A 22,131-nucleotide genomic window follows, 5' to 3' on the forward strand; every position below is an offset into this window, starting at 1 on the left:
ATTCATTCGCGAATGAATTCGCTCCTGCGGCCGGTTTGGGCATACTTGCAGCACCGATCTGTCCCCTTCAAGGAGCTTTCATGCAGTTGGACCCCGCAAGCGGTTGGTGTGAGGGCATACAGCATTGCCCTTCGCCCAATTTCAATGCGCGCCCCGAAGGCGAAATCTCGCTATTGGTGATCCATAACATCAGCCTGCCACCGGCTCAGTTCAAGACGGGCAAGGTGCAGTCGTTTTTCCAGAATCAGCTGGATATCACCGAGCATCCCTATTTTGAAGGCATTGCCGATCTGCGTGTTTCGGCGCATTTTCTGATCGAGCGTGATGGCGATGTCATTCAATTCGTCTCATGCCTTGAGCGAGCCTGGCATGCCGGCGTGTCCTGTTTTCAGGGGCGTGAAGCCTGTAATGATTTTTCCATTGGAATCGAGCTGGAGGGCACGGATGATCAGCCTTTTACCGATGCGCAATACACGGCCCTGATCGACCTGACTCGCCAGTTGCGTCAAGCGTTTGCAGCGATCACGCCGGATCGTATATGTGGGCACAGCGACATCGCTCCGGGACGCAAGACTGATCCGGGGCCTTGTTTTGACTGGGGTCGTTTTCAAGCTGCCCTGCAGGACTGAAGTGAGGGATAAGCAATGAGTTTTCTGGTGTTGTTGCTGGCCGTCTGGGTCGAAAAGTTCTCGGCTCTGCGTCAGCGTGTACAACGTGATGGCCCGTGGCTGAAGGAGTTGGCCAGGCTGGAATCGAGTCCGCGAACCGCCTCTCGTCCCTGGGTGACGCTGGCACTCTTGATCCTGTTGCCGATCCTGGTATTGCAACTGGTGCTGACCATCGTCGGTTCGGTGGCGTATGGCTGGCTGGCATTGCCCATCCACCTGCTGGTATTGATCTACAGCCTTGGGCGGGGTGATCTGATTGCTACGCTGGGGCCGTTTCGTGATGCCTGTCGGCGTGAGGATACGCAGGCCGCCGTGCATGTGGCCGAACGAGACATGGGCGTGCTGGCGGACAACGGCGAACAGCTTCTGGAGCGTGTTCAGGGCTACATGCTCTGGCAGGCTTATCAGAGTTTCTTCGTGGTCATCTTCTGGTATTTCCTGCTGGGGCCTGTGGCGGCACTGGCCTATCGGCTATTGGCCCTGGCGACCGAACACGGCAAGACCCCGGCGCTGGTCGAGCGAGCCACACAGTTGCGTCATGCCTTCGATTGGGTGCCGGTGAGGTTATTGGCCGCCAGCTTTGCGCTGGTGGGCAATTTCGTTGCGGTCAGCCGGGTCATGCTGCATGAGCTGCTGAACTGGAATATCAGTGCGGCTCAACTGGTGACTCGTATTGGCTGCGTTGCCAGCGAGGTCCCGGCTCCTGCCATGGGGGCTGACGGCGTGACCAGTCTCGACATGCTCTGGGAGCTGCTGATCCGTGCTGCGGTGGTCTGGTATGCGGGCTTTGCCCTGTGGACGCTATTGATCTAGCAGTAGGAGCGAATTCATTCGCGAAGGGCAGGACATCCAATCGCTATTGAATGGCTGGAATACTGCCTTCCCGGATAAATCCGGTCCTACAGGTTCGGTCCGGCCCACCCAAACAATTCACAGGCATTACGCGTACTCACCTCCGCCAATTGCTCCGGGCTGATCTTCAACAGCCCGGCCAGTACCTGGGCGATCTCGGGCAAATGCTCCGGGCTGTTGCGTTGGCCGGGATACATCGCCGGAGCCATGTCCGGCGAGTCGGTTTCCAGCACGAGACTGTCCAGTGGCAGTTCGGCAATGACCCGATGCATGCGCAGCGCCTGTGGCCAGGTGGCGGCACCGCCAAGACCCAGTTTGAAGCCCAGCCTGATGTACTCACGCGCCTCTTCCCGGCTGCCGGCAAAGGCATGGATGATTCCGCTGCGCTTGAGCTTGTGGCGCTTGAGCGTTGCGATTACATCGGCGTGGCTGCGACGTACATGTAGCAGTGCTGGCAGCTCGAAATCCTTCGCCAGTTGCAGTTGAGCCTCGAACATTTGCTGCTGTCGCTGACGATCCAGGTGTTCAACGTAATAGTCCAGCCCGATCTCGCCCACTGCACAGAGTTGCGCATGCCCCTTCAAACGGGTCAGCCAGTCTCCCAGTTCGTTCAGGTGCTCGGGCCGGTGTTCGTCGATGTAGATCGGGTGCAGGCCGAAGGCTGCCTGCAAGGCGGGATGTTCCAGCGCCAGGTCCCACAGGCGTTGCCAGTTACGCTGATACACACCCAGTACCACCATGCGCTGCACGCCAAGTGTGCGGCAATGCTCCAGCACCTGAACGCGGTCGGCGTCGAAGTCCGGAAAGTCCAGATGGGTGTGAGTGTCGATCAGCGTCACCTTCAGGCCTCGTGTATGCGTTGCTTGAAGGTCCGTGCAATGGCATGCACGCCGGGTTGATAGTGATCTTGCTCGATGGCGGCCAGGGCCAGTTGCAGCGCCTTTTCGGCAATCAACTGATGCTGCTGGGCCATGGCATTGACCGGCAACGGCAGGAAGTCCAGCAACTGGGTATCGCCAAAAGTGCCCAGATGCAGCTGTGTCGGGTTGAGCGTCTGGCTTTGCAGGACATCGAAAACGCCTTGCAGCAAGACGTAGGAGGTCGTGATCAGTGCATTGGGCAAGTGCCCCAGACGCTCCAGCATGCCGGTCATCAGGCGCTGACCGCACTCGCGACTGAATGCCTCGCCGTGCTCAACGATGACGCTGCCTGTGAATCCGTCGAGCGCATGCCTGAACCCTTCCTCGCGGGCCTGGCTCACGCTCAGTTCAGGGCGTGCTCCGATCAGGGCGATATGCTCGGGGTGAGTTTGTAACAGGCTGTGCGTCAGTTGCAGGCTGGCATCGTGGTCGTCACTGACCACCGAGCAGAAATGGTCGGGATTCATTTCCCGGTCGATGGCAATGATCGGCAGGCCCTTGTCCTGTAGCTCTCGATAGCTGTCGTCCCCGACGGGCAGGCAACTGGCGACCAGCAAGGCATCGCAGCGACGTGCATGGAAGACCTGAAGCAGTTGCAGTTCACTGGCAGGATCGTCGTCGGAGCTGGCGATCAGCAATTGATAACCATGGGCGCGGGCCCCTTGTTCCAGCAACTTGGCGATGCGGGCATAACTGGGGTTTTCCAGATCCGGCAGGATGAAACCCAGGGTGCGGCTGTGGCGGCTGCGCAGGCCGGCGGCCTGAGGGTTGGGTCGAAAATCATGTTGTTCGACCACGGCCTTTACGCGCTCGACGGTAGCGGGGCTGATGCGTTGCTGTTCGGCCTTGCCGTTGATTACGTAACTGGCTGTGGTGACGGAAACACCGGCCAGACGCGCAATATCGCTGAGTTTCACACCAAAAGTTCCTTTTCCAGGTTTGTCTCGGATCAAGCAGGGATTTTCGCTGATAGCCGAGCATCTTTACACCAGACCATTAGATATACCCAAGTGCTTCGGTGAATTCGAGAAGTCTCCTACAGCTATCGGACCGGCTGGGCTTCAAGGAATCCTCATAATCGAGTAACGTGCCGATCAATTGTAGATTAAACGATTCAGCACACCTATATTGGCTGTAATCAAGGTGAAATCGATACCCCCGGCGGGCATCCCTTTCATCGCCTAAGCTGTCGATCACCCGTGGTCGTCATTAAAACAAGAATCAGGCAGCGCCTCGGTGCTGCACAGGAGTCAAGACATGCTCGAACTCTCTCTGGAGCAGATATCCATGAGCCAGTCGGCTGTGGATAAGTCTGGCGCATTGCAACTGATTGCCGATCATCTGGTCGCCGACGGTCTGGTTGCAGAGGGGTATCTCAACGGCCTGATGAATCGCGAGCAGCAAGGCTCGACGTTTTTGGGCCAAGGCATTGCGATCCCCCACGGTACACCCGAAACCCGCGACCTGGTATTCAGCACGGGTGTGCGCCTGATGCAATTTCCCGAAGGGGTCGATTGGGGTGATGGCCAGATGGTCTATCTGGCCATTGGCATCGCCGCCAAGTCAGATGAACATTTACGGCTTCTGCAACTGCTGACCCGGGCACTGGGCGAAGCGGATCTGGGCCAGGCCCTGCGCGAAGCCAAAACGCCGGAGGATCTGCTTGGCCTGTTGCAGGGAGCGCCTCAGGAACTGGCGCTCGATGCCCAGATGATCAGCCTCGGCGTGTCGGCCGATGACTTTGAAGAGCTGGTCTGGCGTGGCGCTCGTCTGTTGCGCAAGGCGGACTGCGTCAATAACGGCTTTGCCGCGATTCTCCAGCAAGTCGAAGCGCTGCCGCTGGGCGATGGCCTGTGGTGGTTGCACAGCGAACAAACGGTCAAACGTCCGGGGCTGGCGTTTATCACACCGGACAAACCCCTGCGCTACCTGGGGCAGCCTTTGACCGGGCTGTTCTGTCTGGCCAGCCTTGGCGAAGCGCACCAGGCCTTGCTTGAGCGTTTGTGCCTGTTGTTGATCGAAGGGCGAGGTCATGAATTGGGGCAGGCCACCAACAGCCGTGTGGTCTTGCAGGCATTGGGCGGTGAGTTGCCTGCCGAGTGGCCGACCCGGCAGATTGCCCTGGCGAATGCCCATGGCTTGCATGCCCGACCGGCCAAGGTGCTCGCACAGTTGGCCAAGTCATTTGACGGCGAGATTCGCGTGCGTGTGCTGGAGACTGGCGAAGCGGCCGTATCGGTCAAGAGCCTGAGCAAGCTGCTCAGCCTCGGTGCGCGTCGTGGTCAGACGCTGGAATTCATTGCCGAGCCGGTTATCGCCGAAGACGCCTTGCCAGCCTTGCTGGCTGCCGTGGAACAAGGTCTGGGTGAGGACGTTGAGCCCTTGCCGGTCACGTCCGAGCCGTCTGCGCCACAAAAGGCTGCAACAGCCAAGGCTGTGGCCGCGCCGCTTGACGGTGCCGTGCTGACAGCCGTTTCGGCTTCACCGGGTATCGCCATGGGACCTGCGCATATTCAGGTGCTGCAAGCGTTCGATTATCCGGCGCAGGGCGAGTCGGTTGCGGCCGAGCGTGAGCGTCTGCAACAAGCGCTGGTCGAGGTGCGTCGTGATATCGAAAGCCTGATCCAGCGCAGCAAGGCCAAGGCCATCCGCGAAATCTTCATCACCCATCAGGAAATGCTCGATGACCCGGAACTGGGCAACGAAGTCGAGCTGCGCCTGAACAAGGGGGAAAGTGCCGCAGCTGCCTGGGCGGGTGTGATCGATGCCGCGGCGTCTCAGCAGGAACAATTGAACGATGCGCTGCTGGCCGAGCGAGCGGCGGATCTGCGTGACGTGGGGCGTCGTGTACTGGCGCAGATCTGTGGCGTCGAAACCGTGGCTGCCCCGGACGAACCGTACATTCTGGTGATGGACGAAGTCGGCCCGTCCGATGTGGCGCGGCTGGACCCGGCCCATGTCGCGGGTATTCTGACCGCTCGTGGCGGGGCCACGGCGCACAGCGCCATTGTGGCCCGCGCCCTGGGGATTCCAGCGCTGGTCGGTGCCGGTGAAGCGGTGCTGCTGCTCAAGCCGGGTACGCTTCTGTTGCTCGATTGTCAGCGCGGCCGTTTGACGGTTGCCCCGGACGAATCGACCGTGCAGCGTGCGCTGCAGGACCGCGATGCCCGTGAGCAGCGCCTCAAGGCTGCGTCGGCTGCGCGTATGGAGCCTGCCGTGACCCGCGATGGTCATGCGGTTGAAGTGTTTGCCAATATCGGTGACAGCACGGGCACGCCGGCAGCGGTAGAGCAGGGGGCCGAAGGCATCGGCCTGTTGCGCACCGAGCTGTTGTTCATGGCCCATTCCCAGGTGCCGGATGAAGCGACCCAGGAAGCCGAATACCGTCGCGTACTCACGGACCTGGGCGGGCGTCCTCTGGTGGTCCGCACCCTGGATGTCGGCGGCGACAAACCGTTGCCGTACTGGCCCATCGACAAGGAAGAAAACCCTTTTCTCGGCGTGCGCGGCATTCGTCTGACCCTGCAGCGTCCCGAGGTGATGGAAAGCCAGTTGCGTGCCTTGCTGCGTTCAGCCGACAGCGGGCCGCTGCGCATCATGTTCCCCATGGTCGGCACGGTTGAGGAGTGGCGTCAGGCGCGGGACATGACCCAGCGCCTGCGTGAAGAAATTCCGGTCAGCGATCTGCAACTGGGGATCATGATCGAAGTGCCTTCGGCGGCCTTGCTGGCTCCGGTGCTGGCCAGGGAAGTGGACTTCTTCAGCGTCGGCACCAACGACCTGACGCAATACACCCTGGCCATCGACCGCGGCCATCCCACCCTTTCGGCCCAGGCCGACGGCTTGCACCCGTCCGTCTTGCAACTGATCGACATGACCGTGCGTGCCGCCCATGCCAATGGCAAATGGGTCGGTGTGTGCGGTGAGCTGGCGGCGGACCCGCTGGCGGTACCGGTGCTGGTCGGCCTGGGTGTGGATGAACTGAGTGTTTCGGCGCGCAGCATTGGCGAGGTCAAGGCGTGCGTGCGGGAACTGGAATTGAGCACTGCCCGACAACTGGCGCAAAACGCGCTGACGGCAGGCAGCGCCGCTGAAGTGCGTGCGCTCGTGGAGGCCTTGTAATGGCGAAGATTCTTACCCTGACCATGAACCCGGCGCTGGACCTGACCGTACAGTTGAACAAGCTGGAACTGGGGCAGGTCAACCGCAGCGATGCGATGCTCAGCCATGCGGCGGGCAAAGGCCTGAACGTGGCTCAGGTGCTGGCCGACCTTGGGCATGAACTGACCGTGGCCGGGTTTCTCGGCATCGACAATCAGCAGGCTTTTGAGGCGTTGTTCGAGCGACGTGGCTTTGTCGATGAGTTCGTGCGTGTGCCGGGAGAAACCCGCAGCAACATCAAGCTGGCCGAAGGCAGTGGCCGAATCACTGACTTGAACGGCCCCGGCCCGCAGGTCAGTGACGAGGCGCAGAGTGCCTTGTTTTCCCGAGTCGAGCAGATTGCATCCGGTTTTGACGCGGTCGTGGTCGCTGGCAGCTTGCCCCGTGGCGTGACGCCCGGGTGGCTGCAAACGCTCTTGTTGATGCTCAAGAAGCACGGCCTCAAGGTGGCGCTGGACAGCAGCGGCCTGGCCTTGCGTGCCGGGCTTGCCGCCGGTCCCTGGCTGATCAAGCCCAATACCGAAGAGCTGGCTGACGCGCTGGACGCGCCGATCATTTCCATCGAGGCCCAGGCTGAGGCGGCAACTCGCCTGCATGCCCAGGGCATCGAGCATGTGGTGATTTCCCAGGGTTCCGAAGGCGTGCACTGGTTCGGTCCGGACATCGCGCTGCACTCGTTGCCACCGAAAGTGACGGTCGCCAGCACCGTGGGGGCTGGCGACTCACTGCTGGCCGGGATGGTTCATGGCCTGCTCACAGGGCGGACGCCTTCGCAAACCTTGCGCACGGCAACGGCGATTGCCGCCATGGCCGTGACCCAGATCGGTTTCGGCATCACCGATGCCGCGCAACTCAAACGGCTTGAGGGTGGCGTCACAGTGCGCGGCCTGACAGAACAATAAGAGAGGATCGTGATGAAACTAGCCATTGTAACGGCCTGCCCGAACGGCAAGGTCAGCAGCGTCCTCAGTGCGCGACTGCTCGAGGCGGCGGCTCAGCGTCAGGGCTGGGAAACCAGTGTTGAGGTCGTCGATCCGAACAAGTCCGGCGAGCACCTTTCAGAGCGGGATATCGAAGCCGCGGATCTGGTGCTGGTGGTCAACACCGGCCCTCTGGATTTGAGCCGTTTTGTCGGCAAGCGTCTGTTCCAGAGCTCGCCGTCCCATGCCCTTCAGGATGTCGACGGCTTCCTGAAGCGAGCCGCCGAACAGGCTCAGACTCATGTGGCCGATGAAACCAGCGCTGTCAGCGACTCGGCTCGTCAGCCACGTCTGGTTGCCATTACGGCCTGTCCGACAGGTGTTGCCCACACGTTCATGGCCGCCGAGGCGATTCAGCAGGCGGCCAAACGTCTGAACTACGACCTGCAAGTGGAAACCCAAGGCTCGGTCGGCGCGCGTAACCCGCTCAGTGCGCAAGCGATTGCCGATGCGGATGTGGTGCTGCTGGCGACGGATATCGAGGTCAACACTGACCGTTTTGCGGGCAAGAAAATCTATCGTTGCGGCACCGGCATTGCGCTCAAACAGTCCGAGGCGACGCTGAAGAAAGCCTTGGCAGAAGGGCAGGTCGAATCGGCAGGCAGTGCGACCAAATCCCCGGCCAGGAAAGAGGGGGCCGGTGTCTACAAACACCTGCTGACTGGCGTTTCGTTCATGCTGCCGATGGTGGTGGCAGGCGGTTTGCTGATTGCCTTGTCGTTCGTGTTCGGCATCAAGGCCTATGAGGAGCAGGGCACACTGGCGGCCGCCTTGATGCAGATTGGTGGTGAAGCGGCCTTCAAGTTGATGGTGCCGCTGTTGGCCGGTTACATCGCCTATTCCATCGCTGACCGCCCGGGGCTGGCTCCGGGCATGATCGGTGGTCTGCTGGCCAGTACGCTGGGTGCCGGTTTCATCGGCGGCATCGTGGCGGGTTTTCTCGCCGGTTACAGTGCGCAATTGATCAATCGTTACGCACGTTTGCCGGCCAGTGTCGAAGCGCTCAAGCCGATTCTCATCATTCCGCTGCTCGCGAGTCTGTTTACCGGTCTGGTGATGATCTACGTGGTGGGCAAGCCGGTGGCGGACATGCTTGCCAGCCTGACGCTCTTCCTGGACAGCATGGGGACCACCAATGCCATTCTGCTGGGCATATTGCTCGGCGCGATGATGTGTGTGGACCTGGGGGGGCCGATCAACAAGGCGTCTTACGCTTTTTCGGTAGGCTTGCTGGCGTCGCAAAGTTATGCACCGATGGCTGCTGCGATGGCAGCGGGCATGGTGCCGCCGATCGGCATGGGCATTGCCACACTCCTGGCGCGTCGCAAGTTCGCACAAAGTGAGCGTGAGGCCGGCAAGGCTGCGTTCGTGCTGGGATTGTGCTTCATCTCCGAAGGCGCAATTCCGTTCGCGGCCAAGGACCCGCTGCGGGTGATTCCTGCCAGTGTGGTGGGTGGCGCGTTGACCGGAGCCTTGTCGATGTACTTCGGTTGCAAGCTGATGGCTCCGCATGGCGGACTTTTCGTGATGCTGATCCCCAATGCGATCAACCATGCGTTGTTGTACCTGCTGGCGATCGCTCTGGGCAGCGTGGCAACCGGTGTGATCTATGCACTGCTCAAACGCCCTGAAGTGGTGGAGATGGAGCTGACATCAGCCAAGGCTTGAAACACACTTTGTAGGAGCGGATTCATCCGCGAAGAAGTTTTTACATTCATGGCAGCTGCATCGCCAGAAAGAATGCCTTCCCGGATAAATCCGGTCCTGCAGCGTTTGCCGGGTAGCTGTCATATCTCGCCAACATTCCCCTGTTAGGTTTCCCCTTTCCTTTCCGAAAGGGGTTAGCCATGAGCCAGTTCGATCTCAAGCGTCGTCGTGTCATTCAGGCTGTCGGTGCAGGTTTCCTGTTGCCGGGACTGGCACCTGCCGTCATCGCTTCAGTGCAGGACCGCCCCAAAATGACCGACGGTGTGCAGTCGGGTGATTTGCTGGGTGATCGGGCGATGGTCTGGAGCCGCAGCGACCGGCCCTCGCGCATGGTGGTGGAATGGGACACCCGCAGCATGTTCACCAACCCGCGGCGTCTGGTGTCGGCACTGGCCGATCAGCGTACCGACTTCACGGCCAGGGTCGAGTTGAGTGGTTTGCCGGTCGACCAGGCAATTTTCTACCGTGTTCATTTCGAGGATGCCCAGTCGGGTGTCGCCAGCGAGCCCTGGTTCGGCCATTTGCGCAGCATGCCGCAACAGCGTCGCGACATCCGGTTCGTGTGGAGTGGCGATACGGTAGGCCAGGGTTTCGGCATCAACCCGGACATTGGCGGGATGCGTATCTACGAAGCCATGCGCTTGCGCCTGCCGGACTTTTTTATCCACAGCGGCGATACGATTTACGCCGACGGTCCGATTCCGGAGCAGATCACCACCGAAGGCGGGCGCATCTGGCGCAACATCACCAGCGAAGCGAAAAGCAAGGTCGCCGAAACGCTGGATGAGTATCGCGGCAACTACCGTTACAACCTGATGGACGAAAACCTGCGCCGTTTCAATGCCGAGGTTCCGCAGATCTGGCAATGGGACGACCATGAGGTCACCAACAACTGGTCGCCCAGCAAGCAACTGGATGACCGTTACAAGATCAAGGATATCCAGCTGCTGTCGGCCCGTGGGCGGCAGGCCTTTCTGGAGTATGCGCCCATGCGCTTGCAGCAGGCCGATAACGGCGGACGCATCTACCGCAAGATTCCTTACGGCCCGATGCTCGACGTGTTCGTGCTGGACATGCGCAGCTACCGTGATGGCAATGACGCCAACCTGGCCGACAAGCCGGGGCCGACCACTGCCTTTCTGGGCCGAGAACAACTGGACTGGCTCAAGCGCGAACTCCAGGCTTCACAGGCTCAGTGGAAGGTCATTGCCGCTGACATGCCCATCGGCCTTGGCGTACCGGATGGCGAAGTCAGCCCTGGCGTGGGGCGCTGGGAAGCCATTGCCAACGGCAACGACGGCCCGGCCTTGGGGCGCGAACTGGAAGTGGCCGAGCTGCTGACGTTCATGCGGGCGCAGAAGATCCGTGATTGCGTATGGCTGACCGCCGATGTGCATTACTGCGCAGCCCATCACTATCAGCCGGATCGTGCCGTCTTTCAGGATTTCGACCCGTTCTGGGAGTTTGTGGCCGGGCCGCTCAATGCCGGAAGCTTCGGCCCCAACCCGCTGGACAAGACTTTCGGCCCTGAACTGGTCTTCCAGAAAGCCCCGCCTGCACAGAACACCTCGCCCTTTGCCGGGTTTCAGTTTTTCGGGGAGGTGAACATCGATGGCCAGACGGCAGAAATGACCGTGACCCTTCGAGACCTGGATGGCGTGTCGGTGTTTGAGCGCAAGTTGCAGCCCTTACACGAGCCTCGTCGATTGGTTTAACGCTTTCACAAACCCCGTAGGAGCGAATTCATTCGCGAAGAAGCCTGTACGATCGGCGATGCTTTCGCGAATGAATTCGCTCCTACGGGAGTGGCTGAAATTCCTTGCAACAGGTTTGTCCCGGCTGGCTTATGATGGAAGGACCTAACGACAGGACCGGGTCTGCGGCATGCTGGCTATTTTTCTTGAAACCCTGAACATCACCGCGCCCGTGTTCGCCATGTTGTTTCTGGGCGTGATCCTCAAGCGTATTCATGCGATCAACGACGGTTTTATCGTGGTGGCGTCCAGTCTGGTGTTCAACGTCACCATGCCGGCGCTGCTGTTTCTGGGGATCATTCATGCCGACCTGTCCGAGGCTCTACAGCCCAGGCTGCTGATTTTCTTCGGCCTGGCGACGTTGATCAGCTTCGCGGCCACATGGGGCTGGGCGATCTGGCGTTGCCCTCGTGAAGAGCGCGGTGTGTATGTTCAAGGCGCGTTCCGGGGTAACAACGGTGTGGTTGGTCTGGCGCTGGCTGCCAGCATGTATGGCGAATACGGTATCTCGCTGGGGGCGATTCTCGCGGCGCTGGTCATCGTGTTCTACAACACGCTTTCGACCATCGTGCTGGCCGTCTACAGCCCGGTCATCAAGTCCGATCCGTGGAGCGTCTTCAAGAGTGTGCTGGCCAATCCACTGATCATCAGCGTCATTGTCGCTTCGCCTTTTGCCGGGTTCGGCATCGGCCTGCCCACCTGGCTGGAAACCTCCGGCAGTTATCTGGCGCAGATGACCCTGCCGCTGGCGCTGATCTGTATCGGGGGGACGTTGTCGCTGGCGTCCTTGCGTCAAAGCGGCAAGCTGGCAATCAGCGCGAGTATGGTGAAGATGGTCTGGCTGCCGCTGATCTGTACGTTTGCCGCATGGCTCGCGGGCTTCCGTGGAGCGGAGCTGGGGATTCTGTTTCTGTACTTCGGCAGCCCGACGGCGGCGGCCAGCTACATCATGGCCCGTACCGCCAATGGCAATTATGAGCTGGCCGCCGCGATCATCGTCATCACCACCCTGGCGGCGGCGGTGACGACCAATATCGGGATTTTCCTGTTGCAGTGGGGCGGCTGGATCTGATCGATTGTCTGGCAGGCGTCGCCTTAATGTTGGCGCCGCCAGACCTTCACGATGCCGAAGGCAACTGCGATCCCCAACAGCGGCAGGATGAACTGAAGCATCAGGTGTTCAAGTCGCTCGGCCAGTAACATGCCGGTGCTGAATGACACGATATGCAGGCCATAGGTCAGGTACAAGGCCAACAGCAGCAATCCTTCGAGACGGGTAATGCGATACCCGGCGTAGAGCAGTGGCAGGCACAACACTGCGACACCCAGCATGATCGGCAGATCGAACACCAGTGCATTGGGTGAAATTGACAAGGGCGCCGGAGCGATCAGTGCGGTCAGGCCCAGCACGCCCAGCAGGTTGAACAGGTTGCTGCCGATCACGTTGCCCACCGCGATATCCCGCTCGCCGCGCAGGGCTGCGATCAGGGAGGTCATCAAGGCGGGCAGCGAGGTGGCAATGGCAATCAGCGTCAGGCCGATGATGCGTTCGGACAGTCCCAGATTGAGTGCGACCACGGCGGCGGCACTCACCAGCCAGTGTCCGCCGAAGGCCAGTAGCAGCAAACCTCCGATCAACATGAAAACACCGGTGAGTGTGCGGGGTGTGTCTGACGTGTCCGCATGACCGTGACGTGCGCCATGACTGAACTGGCGTAGCACGATGAACAGGCAGACAAGCAGCCCGCCCAGTAACAGCACACCATCGAGCCTGCTGAATTCGCCATTCCAGGACAGGCCGATGACCAGCACGCTGGCCACGATCATCAGAGGGATATCAATGCGCACGACTTGAAGGGGAACGCGCAGTGGAATGATGAGCGCACACACGCCCAGTGTGACCAGCACATTGAAGATGTTGCTGCCGATCACGCTGCCCACGGCAATGTCGGTGCTGTCGGAAAACGCTGCCTGCAGGCCGACCGCCATCTGCGGTGCGCTGCTGCCCAGGGCAACGACGGTCAGGCCAATGATCAGTGGGCGAATCCTGAGGATCGAAGCCAGCTGTACGGCGGCGCGTACCGATAACTCGGCTCCGATCAACAGAAGCAGAAGGCCGCTCACCAACTGGATGAGGGCCGGGGCGGGAAGGGTCGATAGCTGGAGAATTCGGAGAGCCCTCAGTCGAGGCTCTGGACACGTACTGGCGCGGTGCCGCTGCGCAGCATGCCCAGTTGTTCGGCGGCCTCGCGTGACACATCGATCAGCCTGCCCCGGACATGGGGACCGCGATCGTTGATACGCAGGACGACGCTTTTGTCGTTGTCGAGGTTGGTGACTTTGACGCGAGTCCCGAACGGCAATTCGCGATGGGCAGCGGTCAATGCATTCTGATTGAAAGGTTCGCCACTGGCGGTACGTTTACCGTGATGCCGGGCACCGTAATACGAAGCTCGACCGGTTTCGTCGTAGCCGTGGGGATCGATGTCATGACTGGCGCAACCGGCCAGCAAGGTAAGCAGGGAGCAGGCAATGAGAAGTCGGCGCATGGGTCAAATCCTGTTTAACCATGTAGGAGCGAATTCATTCGCGAAGACCGTATTCGGATCTTTCGCGAATAAATTCGCTCCTACGGCTCGGGTCAGCCTTCGAGCTTGGCCTTGAGCAGTTCGTTTACTTGCTGCGGGTTGGCCTTGCCTTTGGAGGCTTTCATCGCCTGACCGACAAAGAAGCCGAACATCTTGCCACGCTTGGCTTCGTCAGCGGCGCGGTACTGTTCGACCTGCTCGGCGTTGGCTGCCAGCATTTCGTCGAGCATCGACTCGATGGCTCCGCTGTCGGTGACCTGCTTCAGGCCGCGCTTCTCGATGACTTCGTCTGCGCTGCCTTCACCATTGGCCATGGCCTCGAACACCATCTTGGCGATCTTGCCGGAAATGGTGTTGTCGGTGATGCGCTTGAGCATGCCGCCCAGTTGCTCGGCGCTGACCGGCGACTCTTCGATCTCAAGCCCCTGTTTGTTCAACAGGCTGCCCAGTTCGACCATGACCCAGTTGGCTGCCAGCTTGGCGTCGCCACCGATGCTGACCACTTGCTCGAAGTAATCGGCCTGCTCGCGGCTGGAAGCCAGCACGCTGGCGTCGTAGGTCGACAGCCCGAACTGGCTCTGGAAGCGCTCGCGTTTCTGCGGTGGCAACTCCGGCAGGGTGGCGCGGGTGGCCTCGAGGAAGGAATCCTCGATGATCACCGGCAACAGGTCCGGGTCGGGGAAGTAACGGTAGTCGTTGGCTTCCTCCTTGCTGCGCATGGCGCGGGTTTCATTGGTGTTCGGATCGTACAGGCGGGTTTGCTGGACAACCTTGCCACCGTCTTCGATCAGGTCGATCTGGCGCTGGATCTCGCTGTTGATCGCCTTCTCGATGAAGCGGAACGAGTTGACGTTCTTGATCTCGCAGCGGGTGCCGAATTCGGTCTGGCCTTTTGGACGGACCGAAACGTTACAGTCGCAACGCAGGGAGCCTTCGGCCATGTTGCCGTCGCAGATGCCCAGATAACGAACCAGCGCATGGATCGCCTTGACGTAAGCCACGGCTTCCTTGGCGCTGCGCATGTCCGGTTCGGAAACGATTTCCAGCAGCGGCGTACCGGCACGGTTCAGGTCGATGCCGGTCATGCCGCTGTAGTCTTCGTGCAGGCTCTTGCCGGCGTCTTCTTCCAGGTGGGCACGGGTGATGCCGACACGCTTGACGGTGCCGTCTTCCAGAGTGATGTCCAGATGCCCTTTACCGACGATGGGCAATTCCATCTGGCTGATCTGATAGCCCTTCGGCAGGTCCGGATAGAAGTAGTTCTTGCGGGCGAACACGTTGTGCTGGCCGATTTCGGCATCCACCGCCAGACCGAACATCACGGCCATGCGCACGGCTTCCTTGTTGAGCACAGGCAATACGCCCGGCATGCCCAGGTCTACAAGGCTGGCCTGGGTGTTGGGCTCGGAGCCGAACGTGGTGGCGCTACCGGAGAAAATCTTCGATTGGGTCGAAAGCTGGGTATGAATCTCCAGCCCGATGACGACTTCCCATTGCATTTACAGTTCTCCTCAGAAGCCTTCAGGTGCGCGAGTGTGCCAGTCGGTAACCTGCTGATACTGGTGCGCGACGTTGAGCAGACGGCCTTCCTGGAAATACGGGGCGAGCAGTTGCACGCCGACCGGCAGACCATCGACGAAACCGGCAGGCATGGACAGGCCAGGCAGACCCGCGAGGTTGGCGGTGATGGTGTAGAAGTCTTCCAGATAGGCAGCGACCGGGTCGTTGCTCTTGGCACCGATCTTCCAGGCCGGGTTGGGCGTGGTCGGGCCGAGAATCACGTCGACTTCAGCGAAGGCGTTCATGAAATCGTTCTTGATCAGGCGGCGGATCTTCTGCGCCTGCAGGTAGTAGGCGTCGTAGTAGCCTGCCGACAGGGCATAGGCACCGACCATGATCCGGCGCTGTACTTCAGGGCCGAAGCCTTCGGCGCGGGAGCGCTTGTACAGGTCGGTCAGGTCCTTGGGCTCTTCGCAGCGATAACCGAAGCGCACGCCGTCGAAACGCGACAGGTTGGACGAAGCCTCTGCCGGGGCAATGACGTAATAGGCCGGAATCGCGTGCTGGTTGTTCGGCAGGCTGATTTCCTTGACGATTGCGCCGAGCTTTTCCAGCTCCTTGACGCTTTCGTGGACTAGTTGCGCGATGCGCGGGTCCAGACCGGCGCTGAAGTATTCCTTCGGCAAACCGATGCGCAGGCCCTTGAGCGAGGTATTGAGGCTGGCGGAGTAATCCGGCACAGGCTCGTCGATGCTGGTGGAGTCCTGTGGATCGAAGCCGGCCATGCCTTGCAGCAGCAGGGCACAGTCTTCAGCCGTGCGGGCCATGGGGCCAGCCTGATCGAGACTCGAGGCGTAGGCGATCATGCCCCAGCGCGAAACGCGACCGTAGGTCGGTTTCAGACCGGTGAGGTTGGTCAGGGCTGCCGGCTGGCGAATCGAACCGCCGGTATCGGTGCCGGTAGCCGCAGGCAACAGGCGTGCGGCAACGGCTGCTGCCGAACCGCCGGACGAACCGCCGGGAACGTGTTCAAGCCCCCACGGGTTCTTTACTGCGCCGTAGTGGCTGGACTCGTTGGCCGAACCCATGGCGAATTCGTCCATGTTGGTCTTGCCGAGCGTCACGGTGCCAGCCGCCGCCAGTTTCGCAACCACTGTGGCGTCGTACGGTGCCTTGAAGTTGTCGAGCATGCGCGAGGCGCAACTGGTCCGGATGCCCTGGGTGCAGAACAGGTCCTTGTGAGCCAGAGGCGCACCCAGCAGGGCGCCGCTCTCACCGGCGGCGCGGCGTGCGTCGGCGGCCTGGGCCTGGGTGATGGCCAGGTCTTCGGTGAGGGTGATGAAGCTGTTGATCTGAGGGTCGAGCTGCGCAATGCGCGCCAGCAGGACACGGGTCAGTTCTTCGGAAGAAAACTTTTTATCGGCGAGTCCGCGGGCGATCTCGGCCAGAGTCATTTGATGCATGCAGGCTCTTTCCCTTACTCGATGACTTTCGGAACCAGATAAAGACCGTCCTGGACCGCTGGTGCGATGGCCTGGTACGTGTCGCGACGATTGGACTCGGTCACGGCGTCTTCGCGCAGGCGCTGAGAGGCTTCCAGCGGGTGAGCCAGAGGCTCGATGCCGGTGGTATCGACCGCCTGCATCTGATCGACCAGCCCAAGAATGCTGTTAAGTGCTTCGGTGGTACGCGGGATATCGGCATCATCGAGACCCAGTCGGGCCAGATGGGCGATCTTTTCCACGTCGGAGCGTTCAAGCGCCATGGGGTATCTCCAGTGGAATGCTGACGAATCGGCTCTGTCAGCAAATTGCGGAACACCACCGCGTTTGTATGGTCTTAAAGCCGCAAACGTCGGGGGGCGTGTTCAGAAAACCGCCAATTTAACATATTGGCTCCTTGCCCAAAATCCCTGTCGTTGTTAGAGTTTGCCGCACTTTTTTACCCACGCGTTCCCTAGGGTCCCATATCCCATGTTCAAGAAACTGCGTGGCATGTTTTCCAGTGATCTTTCCATCGACCTGGGCACTGCCAACACCCTTATTTACGTGCGTGAGCGCGGTATCGTTCTGAATGAGCCTTCTGTCGTTGCAATTCGTACTCATGGCAACCAGAAGAGTGTCGTGGCTGTCGGTACCGAAGCCAAGCGTATGCTGGGCCGTACTCCAGGCAACATCGCAGCCATTCGCCCCATGAAGGATGGCGTCATTGCCGACTTCAGCGTGTGCGAAAAGATGCTGCAGTACTTCATCAACAAGGTTCACGAAAACAGCTTCCTGCAGCCTAGCCCTCGCGTGCTGATCTGCGTTCCGTGCAAGTCCACCCAGGTTGAGCGTCGCGCCATTCGCGAGTCGGCCCTGGGCGCTGGCGCACGTGAAGTCTTCCTGATCGAAGAGCCAATGGCTGCTGCGATCGGTGCCGGTCTGCCGGTCGAAGAAGCTCGCGGTTCGATGGTCGTCGATATCGGTGGCGGTACCACTGAAATCGCTCTGATCTCGCTCAACGGTGTCGTCTACGCTGAATCCGTACGTGTCGGTGGCGACCGTTTCGACGAAGCGATCATCACTTACGTGCGTCGTAACTACGGCAGCCTGATCGGTGAGTCCACCGCTGAGCGCATCAAGCAGGAAATCGGCACCGCTTATCCGGGCGGCGAAGTCCGTGAAGTCGACGTTCGCGGCCGTAACCTGGCTGAAGGCGTTCCACGTGCTTTCACCCTCAACTCCAATGAAGTGCTCGAAGCGCTGCAAGAGTCTCTGGCGACCATCGTTCAGGCCGTCAAGAGCGCGCTGGAGCAGTCTCCGCCGGAGCTGGCGTCCGATATCGCCGAGCGTGGCCTGGTGCTGACCGGCGGTGGCGCACTGCTGCGTGACCTCGACAAGCTGCTGGCACAGGAAACCGGTCTGCCGGTCATCGTGGCCGAAGATCCGCTGACCTGCGTAGCGCGTGGCGGTGGCCGTGCGCTGGAAATGATGGATAAGCACACCATGGATCTGCTCTCCAGCGAGTAATTCGCCGGAGCGCTGTTCATGGAGCCTTTTGTATACAGGTAGCGCGTGTGCTACCTGTATGCGTTAGGCTGACGCCGAAACAAGGTGCCTATTTCTTTCATCTGTCCAGGCCGGTTCCATACCGCATGAATAACAGCCAATTGAAGCACGATCCTTTGATCGCATGCCCCGAAGGAGCGGCCTATTAAACCGCTTTTCGCAAAAGGCCCATCGCTGGGCGTACGCCTGCTTGTGCTGGTCGTGTTGTCGGTCGCGTTGATGGTGGTTGACGCACGTTTCACGCTGCTCAAGCCTGTGCGCAGCCAGATGTCCCTGGTATTGATGCAGGCTTACTGGATCGTCGATCTGCCGCAGCGCATGTTCCAGGGCGTTGCCAGCCAGTTCGGCAGCCGTACCGAGCTGATCGCCGAAAATGAAAAACTCAAGACCGAAGCCCTGCTCCTGCAAGGTCGCCTGCAAAAGCTGGCGGCGCTGACCGAGCAGAACGTTCGCCTGCGCGAGTTGCTCAACTCTTCGGCGCTGGTCAACGAGAAGGTCGAGGTGGCCGAACTGATCGGCATGGACCCGAACCCCTTCACTCATCGCATTATCATCAACAAGGGTGAGCGCGACGGTGTAGTCCTGGGCCAGCCGGTACTCGATGCCCGTGGCCTGATGGGGCAGGTGGTCGAGCTGATGCCGTATACCTCGCGTGTCCTGTTGCTGACTGACACCACCCACAGCATTCCCGTCCAGGTCAACCGAAACGGCCTGCGCGCCATTGCCAGCGGTACCGGCAACCCGGAGCGTCTGGAGCTGCGTCATGTGGCGGATACCGCTGACATCAAGGAAGGCGACCTGCTGGTGAGTTCCGGCCTCGGGCAGCGTTTCCCGGCTGGTTATCCGGTGGCGACGGTCAAGGAAGTCATTCATGACTCCGGCCAGCCCTTTGCTATCGTTCGCGCCATTCCCACGGCGGCCTTGAATCGCAGTCGTTACCTGTTGCTGGTGTTCTCCGATGGTCGTTCGCCGGAAGAGCGGGCTGCCGAGGCGGCACAGGCCCAGGAGTCCCTTGAAAAGGGCGGCGAGCCGAACGTCGTACCGGCGGCGCCATCGCTTTCCCCGGCTTTCCCGATGGTGCCGACTACCCTGGTGCCTTCTTTCCCGACCGGCACCACGCATGCCAGGCCAGCCGCTCACGGCACTTCGGCCCCGGCTGCCGCTCCGGCAACGCAGCCAGCGCCAGCCCGACCAGCCGCAAGGCCTGCTGCGCCTCAACCTTCGGTGCCTTCACCTTCCAGTTCCCGGGAGCGAATCGATGGTTAGTCATGTTTCCGGGCGCAACGGCTGGGTTGTCTGGCTCACATTCGCTATAGGCCTGTTGCTGAGCGTCTCGCCGCTGCCGCAGTTCATGGAAAACTTTCGCCCATTGTGGATGGCGCTCTTGCTGACCTTCTGGGTGCTGGCCTTGCCGCACAAGGTCGGGATGACCACCGCATGGCTGCTGGGGCTGATGGAAGACGTGCTGTATGGCAATTACCTGGGCCAGAATGCCCTGATCCTCAGCCTGATCACCTTTCTGGTCATGTCGCTGCAACAGCGTCTGCGCATGTTCCCCATGTGGCAGCAATGCCTTGTGCTGCTGGTGGTCTTCGGTCTGGCGCAGCTGGCACAGTTGTGGATCAGCGCCCTGAGCGGCAGTCGTCAACCCACGCTGGCGCTCGTTCTGCCAGCACTGGTCAGCGCCTTGTTGTGGCCGTGGGTCAGTTATGGACTACGTGGATTGCGCAAGCGTTTGAAAATCAATTAAGCGCAACGTGAGCGCGGACATCCGTGCTGCGCTCATCGTCACAGACACGGAGATGTCCTTATGCCCTTGCTCTATCTGGCCTCCGGCTCACCGCGCCGCCGTGAACTGCTCACACAGATCGGCGTACCTATCACGGTGCTGAGTGCGCAAATCGATGAAACCCCTCTGAATAACGAAGCCCCTGCGGCTTATGTCGAGCGTCTGGCCCGCGGCAAGGCAGCGGCCGGTCTGGCATTGCTGGGCGACCGGGATGCCTGTGTGCTGGGGGCGGACACGGCCGTGGTGCTCGATGGCCGTATCCTGGGCAAGCCTGTGGATGAGGCCGATGCCTTGGCTATGCTGGCCGGATTGTCGGGGCGTGAGCATGAAGTCCTGACGGCCGTTGCGCTTGTCGACCGGCAGCGCAGTGAAGCCTGTGTCGTGGCCAGCCGCGTACGTTTTCGTTCGATTCAACCTCACGAAGCACGGGCCTACTGGGCCAGCGGCGAGCCGCAGGACAAGGCGGGCAGTTATGCGGTTCAAGGGCTGGCAGCGATCTTCGTCGAGGCGCTGCATGGCAGCTATTCTGGAGTCGTTGGGCTACCTCTGTGCGAAACCGCAGAACTGCTGGGGCGTTTCGGCATACCCTGTTGGCAATGCCTGGAAGGTGAAAAGCCATGAGTGAAGAAATCCTGATCAATATCACCCCGATGGAGTCGCGGGTGGCCGTGGTGGAAAACGGTGTTCTGCAGGAGGTCCATGTCGAGCGGACCCAGCGTCGGGGCATTGTCGGCAACATCTACAAAGGCAAGGTGGTGCGGGTGCTGCCGGGTATGCAGGCCGCGTTCGTCGACATTGGCCTGGACCGCGCCGCGTTCATTCATGCTTCGGAAATCTCCATGCGTGAAGGCCCTGCCATCGAGAGCATCAGTTCTCTGGTACACGAAGGCCAGAGCCTGGTGGTGCAAGTGACAAAGGACCCGATCGGCAGCAAAGGGGCGCGTCTGACCACCCAGCTGTCGATTCCGTCGCGCTATCTGGTGTACATGCCACGCACCGCCCATGTGGGTATTTCCCTGAAGATCGAGGACGAAAGCGAGCGCGAGCGTCTGAAGAAGGTCGTGAGCGATTGCGTGGCGCTGGAGGGCATCAAGGAAGCGGGCGGTTTTATCCTGCGCACAGCGGCCGAAGGGGCTGGGGCGGACGAAATCCTCATGGACATCCGTTACCTGCGTCGGCTCTGGGATCAGATCGGAGAGCAGATCAAGACCATCAGTCCGCCCAGTGTCATTTACGAGGACCTGGGCCTGGCGTTGCGCACCCTGCGTGATCTGGTCAGCCCCCGTATCGAGAAGATCCGTATCGACTCGCGGGAAACTTTTCAGAAAACCACTCACTTCGTGGCCGAACTGATGCCGGAAATTGCCGACCGTCTGGAACATTACCCCGGCGAGCGCCCGATTTTCGATCTGTATGGCGTCGAAGACGAAATCCAGAAAGCGCTGGAGCGCAAGGTGCCGCTCAAGTCCGGTGGTTATCTGGTGGTCGATCCGGCCGAAGCGATGACGACCATCGACGTCAACACCGGTGCATTCGTCGGTCACCGGAATCTGGAAGAAACGATTTTCAAGACCAACCTGGAGGCGGCAACGGCTATTGCGCGTCAACTGCGCCTGCGCAACCTGGGTGGCATCATCATCATCGACTTCATCGACATGGAGGACGGTGAGCATCAGCGGCAGGTCCTGCGTACGCTGGAAAAACAGCTGGAGCGCGATCACGCCAAGACCAACATCATCGGCATTACCGAGCTGGGGCTGGTGCAGATGACCCGCAAGCGCACCCGTGAAAGCCTTGAGCAGGTGCTGTGCGAGCCGTGTCACTGCTGTCAGGGGCGCGGCAAGCTCAAGACGCCGGAAACCATCTGTTACGAGATTTTCCGTGAAATTCTTCGAGAGGCCCGGGCTTATCAGGCCTTGGGCTATCGTGTATTGGCCAACCAGCGAGTTGTGGATCGGCTGCTCGATGAGGAGTCGGGCAATGTGGCGGAACTGGAGAGCTTTATCGGTCGCACCATTCGTTTTCAGGTAGAAACCATGTATTCGCAGGAACAATATGACGTGGTTCTGCTCTGAAGTTGCTCGCTTTGTGAAAGCCTGATCCGAGGGCTGACGAGCCGTATGTCTTAATAACGAGAATGATGCGTGGTAAATGAGCAAAAC

19 protein-coding genes are annotated in these 22,131 nt (G+C 60.3%); 12 read left to right on the forward strand and 7 right to left on the reverse strand.

Features of this window, described 5'->3' with window-relative positions; translation table 11 throughout:
- The first annotated feature begins 80 nt into the window (after positions 1-80).
- On the forward strand, positions 81-629 hold the full coding sequence (gene ampD, locus ACIPY9_RS04865) for a 1,6-anhydro-N-acetylmuramyl-L-alanine amidase AmpD (protein ID WP_400697497.1): 549 nt from the start codon (positions 81-83) through the stop codon (positions 627-629).
- A gap of 15 nt (positions 630-644) precedes the next feature.
- Entirely contained in the window at positions 645-1,481 is an 837-nt protein-coding gene (ampE, locus tag ACIPY9_RS04870; protein WP_400697500.1) for a regulatory signaling modulator protein AmpE, read from the forward strand.
- An 86-nt stretch (positions 1,482-1,567) separates the two neighbouring features.
- Here the strand turns inward: ampE and ACIPY9_RS04875 are convergent, their stop codons facing one another.
- Positions 1,568-2,365, reverse strand: a complete 798-nt coding sequence (locus ACIPY9_RS04875) for a TatD family hydrolase (RefSeq protein WP_400698293.1) — start codon at positions 2,363-2,365, stop codon at positions 1,568-1,570.
- Entirely contained in the window at positions 2,362-3,357 is a 996-nt protein-coding gene (gene cra / locus ACIPY9_RS04880; protein WP_400697502.1) for a catabolite repressor/activator, read from the reverse strand. Before cra ends, ACIPY9_RS04875 begins: the two co-directional genes overlap by 4 nt.
- Positions 3,358-3,697: 340 nt before the next feature.
- On the opposite strand from cra, the gene ptsP reads away from it, so the two are divergent.
- The 5 genes from ptsP to ACIPY9_RS04905 all read left to right on the forward strand — a co-directional run bounded on the left by ptsP (position 3,698) and on the right by ACIPY9_RS04905 (position 12,114).
- The gene (ptsP, locus tag ACIPY9_RS04885; RefSeq protein WP_400697504.1) at positions 3,698-6,562 is read left to right on the forward strand and encodes a phosphoenolpyruvate--protein phosphotransferase; all 2,865 of its coding nucleotides are present in this window, start codon (positions 3,698-3,700) and stop codon (positions 6,560-6,562) included.
- On the forward strand, positions 6,562-7,503 hold the full coding sequence (gene pfkB / locus ACIPY9_RS04890; protein ID WP_400697507.1) for a 1-phosphofructokinase: 942 nt from the start codon (positions 6,562-6,564) through the stop codon (positions 7,501-7,503). Before ptsP ends, pfkB begins: the two co-directional genes overlap by 1 nt.
- 12 nt (positions 7,504-7,515) lie before the next feature.
- Positions 7,516-9,249 carry a PTS fructose-like transporter subunit IIB gene (locus tag ACIPY9_RS04895; protein WP_400697509.1) on the forward strand — a complete coding sequence of 578 codons (1,734 nt, stop codon included), beginning with the start codon at positions 7,516-7,518 and terminating at the stop codon, positions 9,247-9,249.
- Between the two features lie 179 nt (positions 9,250-9,428).
- A complete protein-coding gene (locus tag ACIPY9_RS04900) occupies positions 9,429-11,003 on the forward strand; it encodes an alkaline phosphatase D family protein (RefSeq protein WP_400697512.1) in 1,575 nt (524 codons plus the stop codon).
- 169 nt (positions 11,004-11,172) lie between these two features.
- Positions 11,173-12,114, forward strand: a complete 942-nt coding sequence (locus tag ACIPY9_RS04905) for an AEC family transporter (protein ID WP_400697515.1) — start codon at positions 11,173-11,175, stop codon at positions 12,112-12,114.
- A gap of 23 nt (positions 12,115-12,137) precedes the next feature.
- On the opposite strand, the gene ACIPY9_RS04910 is transcribed toward ACIPY9_RS04905, so the two are convergent.
- The 5 genes from ACIPY9_RS04910 to gatC form a co-directional block, all read right to left on the reverse strand.
- The gene (locus ACIPY9_RS04910) at positions 12,138-13,169 is read right to left on the reverse strand and encodes a calcium/sodium antiporter (RefSeq protein ID WP_400697517.1); all 1,032 of its coding nucleotides are present in this window, start codon (positions 13,167-13,169) and stop codon (positions 12,138-12,140) included.
- Positions 13,170-13,222: 53 nt separating this feature from the next.
- Complete coding sequence (locus ACIPY9_RS04915) at positions 13,223-13,591, reverse strand: septal ring lytic transglycosylase RlpA family protein (protein WP_400697520.1); 369 nt, start codon at positions 13,589-13,591, stop codon at positions 13,223-13,225.
- Between the two features lie 92 nt (positions 13,592-13,683).
- Complete coding sequence (gene gatB / locus ACIPY9_RS04920; protein WP_400697523.1) at positions 13,684-15,129, reverse strand: Asp-tRNA(Asn)/Glu-tRNA(Gln) amidotransferase subunit GatB; 1,446 nt, start codon at positions 15,127-15,129, stop codon at positions 13,684-13,686.
- A gap of 12 nt (positions 15,130-15,141) precedes the next feature.
- The gene (gene gatA, locus ACIPY9_RS04925; protein ID WP_400697526.1) at positions 15,142-16,593 is read right to left on the reverse strand and encodes an Asp-tRNA(Asn)/Glu-tRNA(Gln) amidotransferase subunit GatA; all 1,452 of its coding nucleotides are present in this window, start codon (positions 16,591-16,593) and stop codon (positions 15,142-15,144) included.
- Between the two features lie 14 nt (positions 16,594-16,607).
- Complete coding sequence (gatC, locus tag ACIPY9_RS04930) at positions 16,608-16,895, reverse strand: Asp-tRNA(Asn)/Glu-tRNA(Gln) amidotransferase subunit GatC (protein ID WP_400697528.1); 288 nt, start codon at positions 16,893-16,895, stop codon at positions 16,608-16,610.
- A gap of 208 nt (positions 16,896-17,103) precedes the next feature.
- On the opposite strand from gatC, the gene mreB reads away from it, so the two are divergent.
- From mreB to rng, 5 genes are all read left to right on the forward strand, one after another.
- Positions 17,104-18,141 carry a rod shape-determining protein MreB gene (mreB, locus tag ACIPY9_RS04935; RefSeq protein WP_002555108.1) on the forward strand — a complete coding sequence of 346 codons (1,038 nt, stop codon included), beginning with the start codon at positions 17,104-17,106 and terminating at the stop codon, positions 18,139-18,141.
- A 231-nt stretch (positions 18,142-18,372) separates the two neighbouring features.
- On the forward strand, positions 18,373-19,446 hold the full coding sequence (mreC, locus tag ACIPY9_RS04940; RefSeq protein ID WP_400697531.1) for a rod shape-determining protein MreC: 1,074 nt from the start codon (positions 18,373-18,375) through the stop codon (positions 19,444-19,446).
- The gene (gene mreD / locus ACIPY9_RS04945) at positions 19,439-19,930 is read left to right on the forward strand and encodes a rod shape-determining protein MreD (protein WP_400697534.1); all 492 of its coding nucleotides are present in this window, start codon (positions 19,439-19,441) and stop codon (positions 19,928-19,930) included. The genes mreC and mreD overlap by 8 nt, the downstream gene beginning before the upstream one ends.
- Positions 19,931-19,990: 60 nt before the next feature.
- Entirely contained in the window at positions 19,991-20,590 is a 600-nt protein-coding gene (locus tag ACIPY9_RS04950) for a Maf family protein (protein WP_400697537.1), read from the forward strand.
- Positions 20,587-22,044, forward strand: coding sequence for a ribonuclease G (gene rng / locus ACIPY9_RS04955; RefSeq protein ID WP_400697539.1), 1,458 nt, complete (start codon positions 20,587-20,589; stop codon positions 22,042-22,044). Before ACIPY9_RS04950 ends, rng begins: the two co-directional genes overlap by 4 nt.
- The last annotated feature ends 87 nt before the right edge of the window (positions 22,045-22,131 follow it).

This window comes from Pseudomonas sp. NPDC089734 (assembly GCF_044748865.1).
GTDB lineage: Bacteria > Pseudomonadota > Gammaproteobacteria > Pseudomonadales > Pseudomonadaceae > Aquipseudomonas.

Bases quoted from the DNA above. Each gene is read 5' to 3' on its own strand.
- ampD (WP_400697497.1), top strand. From the start codon at position 81: ATGCAGTTGGACCCCGCAAGCGGTTGGTGTGAGGGCATACAGCATTGC.
- ampE (WP_400697500.1), top strand. From the start codon at position 645: ATGAGTTTTCTGGTGTTGTTGCTGGCCGTCTGGGTCGAAAAGTTCTCG.
- ptsP (WP_400697504.1), top strand. From the start codon at position 3,698: ATGCTCGAACTCTCTCTGGAGCAGATATCCATGAGCCAGTCGGCTGTG.
- pfkB (WP_400697507.1), top strand. From the start codon at position 6,562: ATGGCGAAGATTCTTACCCTGACCATGAACCCGGCGCTGGACCTGACC.
- ACIPY9_RS04895 (WP_400697509.1), top strand. From the start codon at position 7,516: ATGAAACTAGCCATTGTAACGGCCTGCCCGAACGGCAAGGTCAGCAGC.
- ACIPY9_RS04900 (WP_400697512.1), top strand. From the start codon at position 9,429: ATGAGCCAGTTCGATCTCAAGCGTCGTCGTGTCATTCAGGCTGTCGGT.
- ACIPY9_RS04905 (WP_400697515.1), top strand. From the start codon at position 11,173: ATGCTGGCTATTTTTCTTGAAACCCTGAACATCACCGCGCCCGTGTTC.
- ACIPY9_RS04915 (WP_400697520.1), bottom strand. From the start codon at position 13,591: ATGCGCCGACTTCTCATTGCCTGCTCCCTGCTTACCTTGCTGGCCGGT.
- gatB (WP_400697523.1), bottom strand. From the start codon at position 15,129: ATGCAATGGGAAGTCGTCATCGGGCTGGAGATTCATACCCAGCTTTCG.
- gatA (WP_400697526.1), bottom strand. From the start codon at position 16,593: ATGCATCAAATGACTCTGGCCGAGATCGCCCGCGGACTCGCCGATAAA.
- gatC (WP_400697528.1), bottom strand. From the start codon at position 16,895: ATGGCGCTTGAACGCTCCGACGTGGAAAAGATCGCCCATCTGGCCCGA.
- mreB (WP_002555108.1), top strand. From the start codon at position 17,104: ATGTTCAAGAAACTGCGTGGCATGTTTTCCAGTGATCTTTCCATCGAC.
- mreD (WP_400697534.1), top strand. From the start codon at position 19,439: ATGGTTAGTCATGTTTCCGGGCGCAACGGCTGGGTTGTCTGGCTCACA.
- ACIPY9_RS04950 (WP_400697537.1), top strand. From the start codon at position 19,991: ATGCCCTTGCTCTATCTGGCCTCCGGCTCACCGCGCCGCCGTGAACTG.
- rng (WP_400697539.1), top strand. From the start codon at position 20,587: ATGAGTGAAGAAATCCTGATCAATATCACCCCGATGGAGTCGCGGGTG.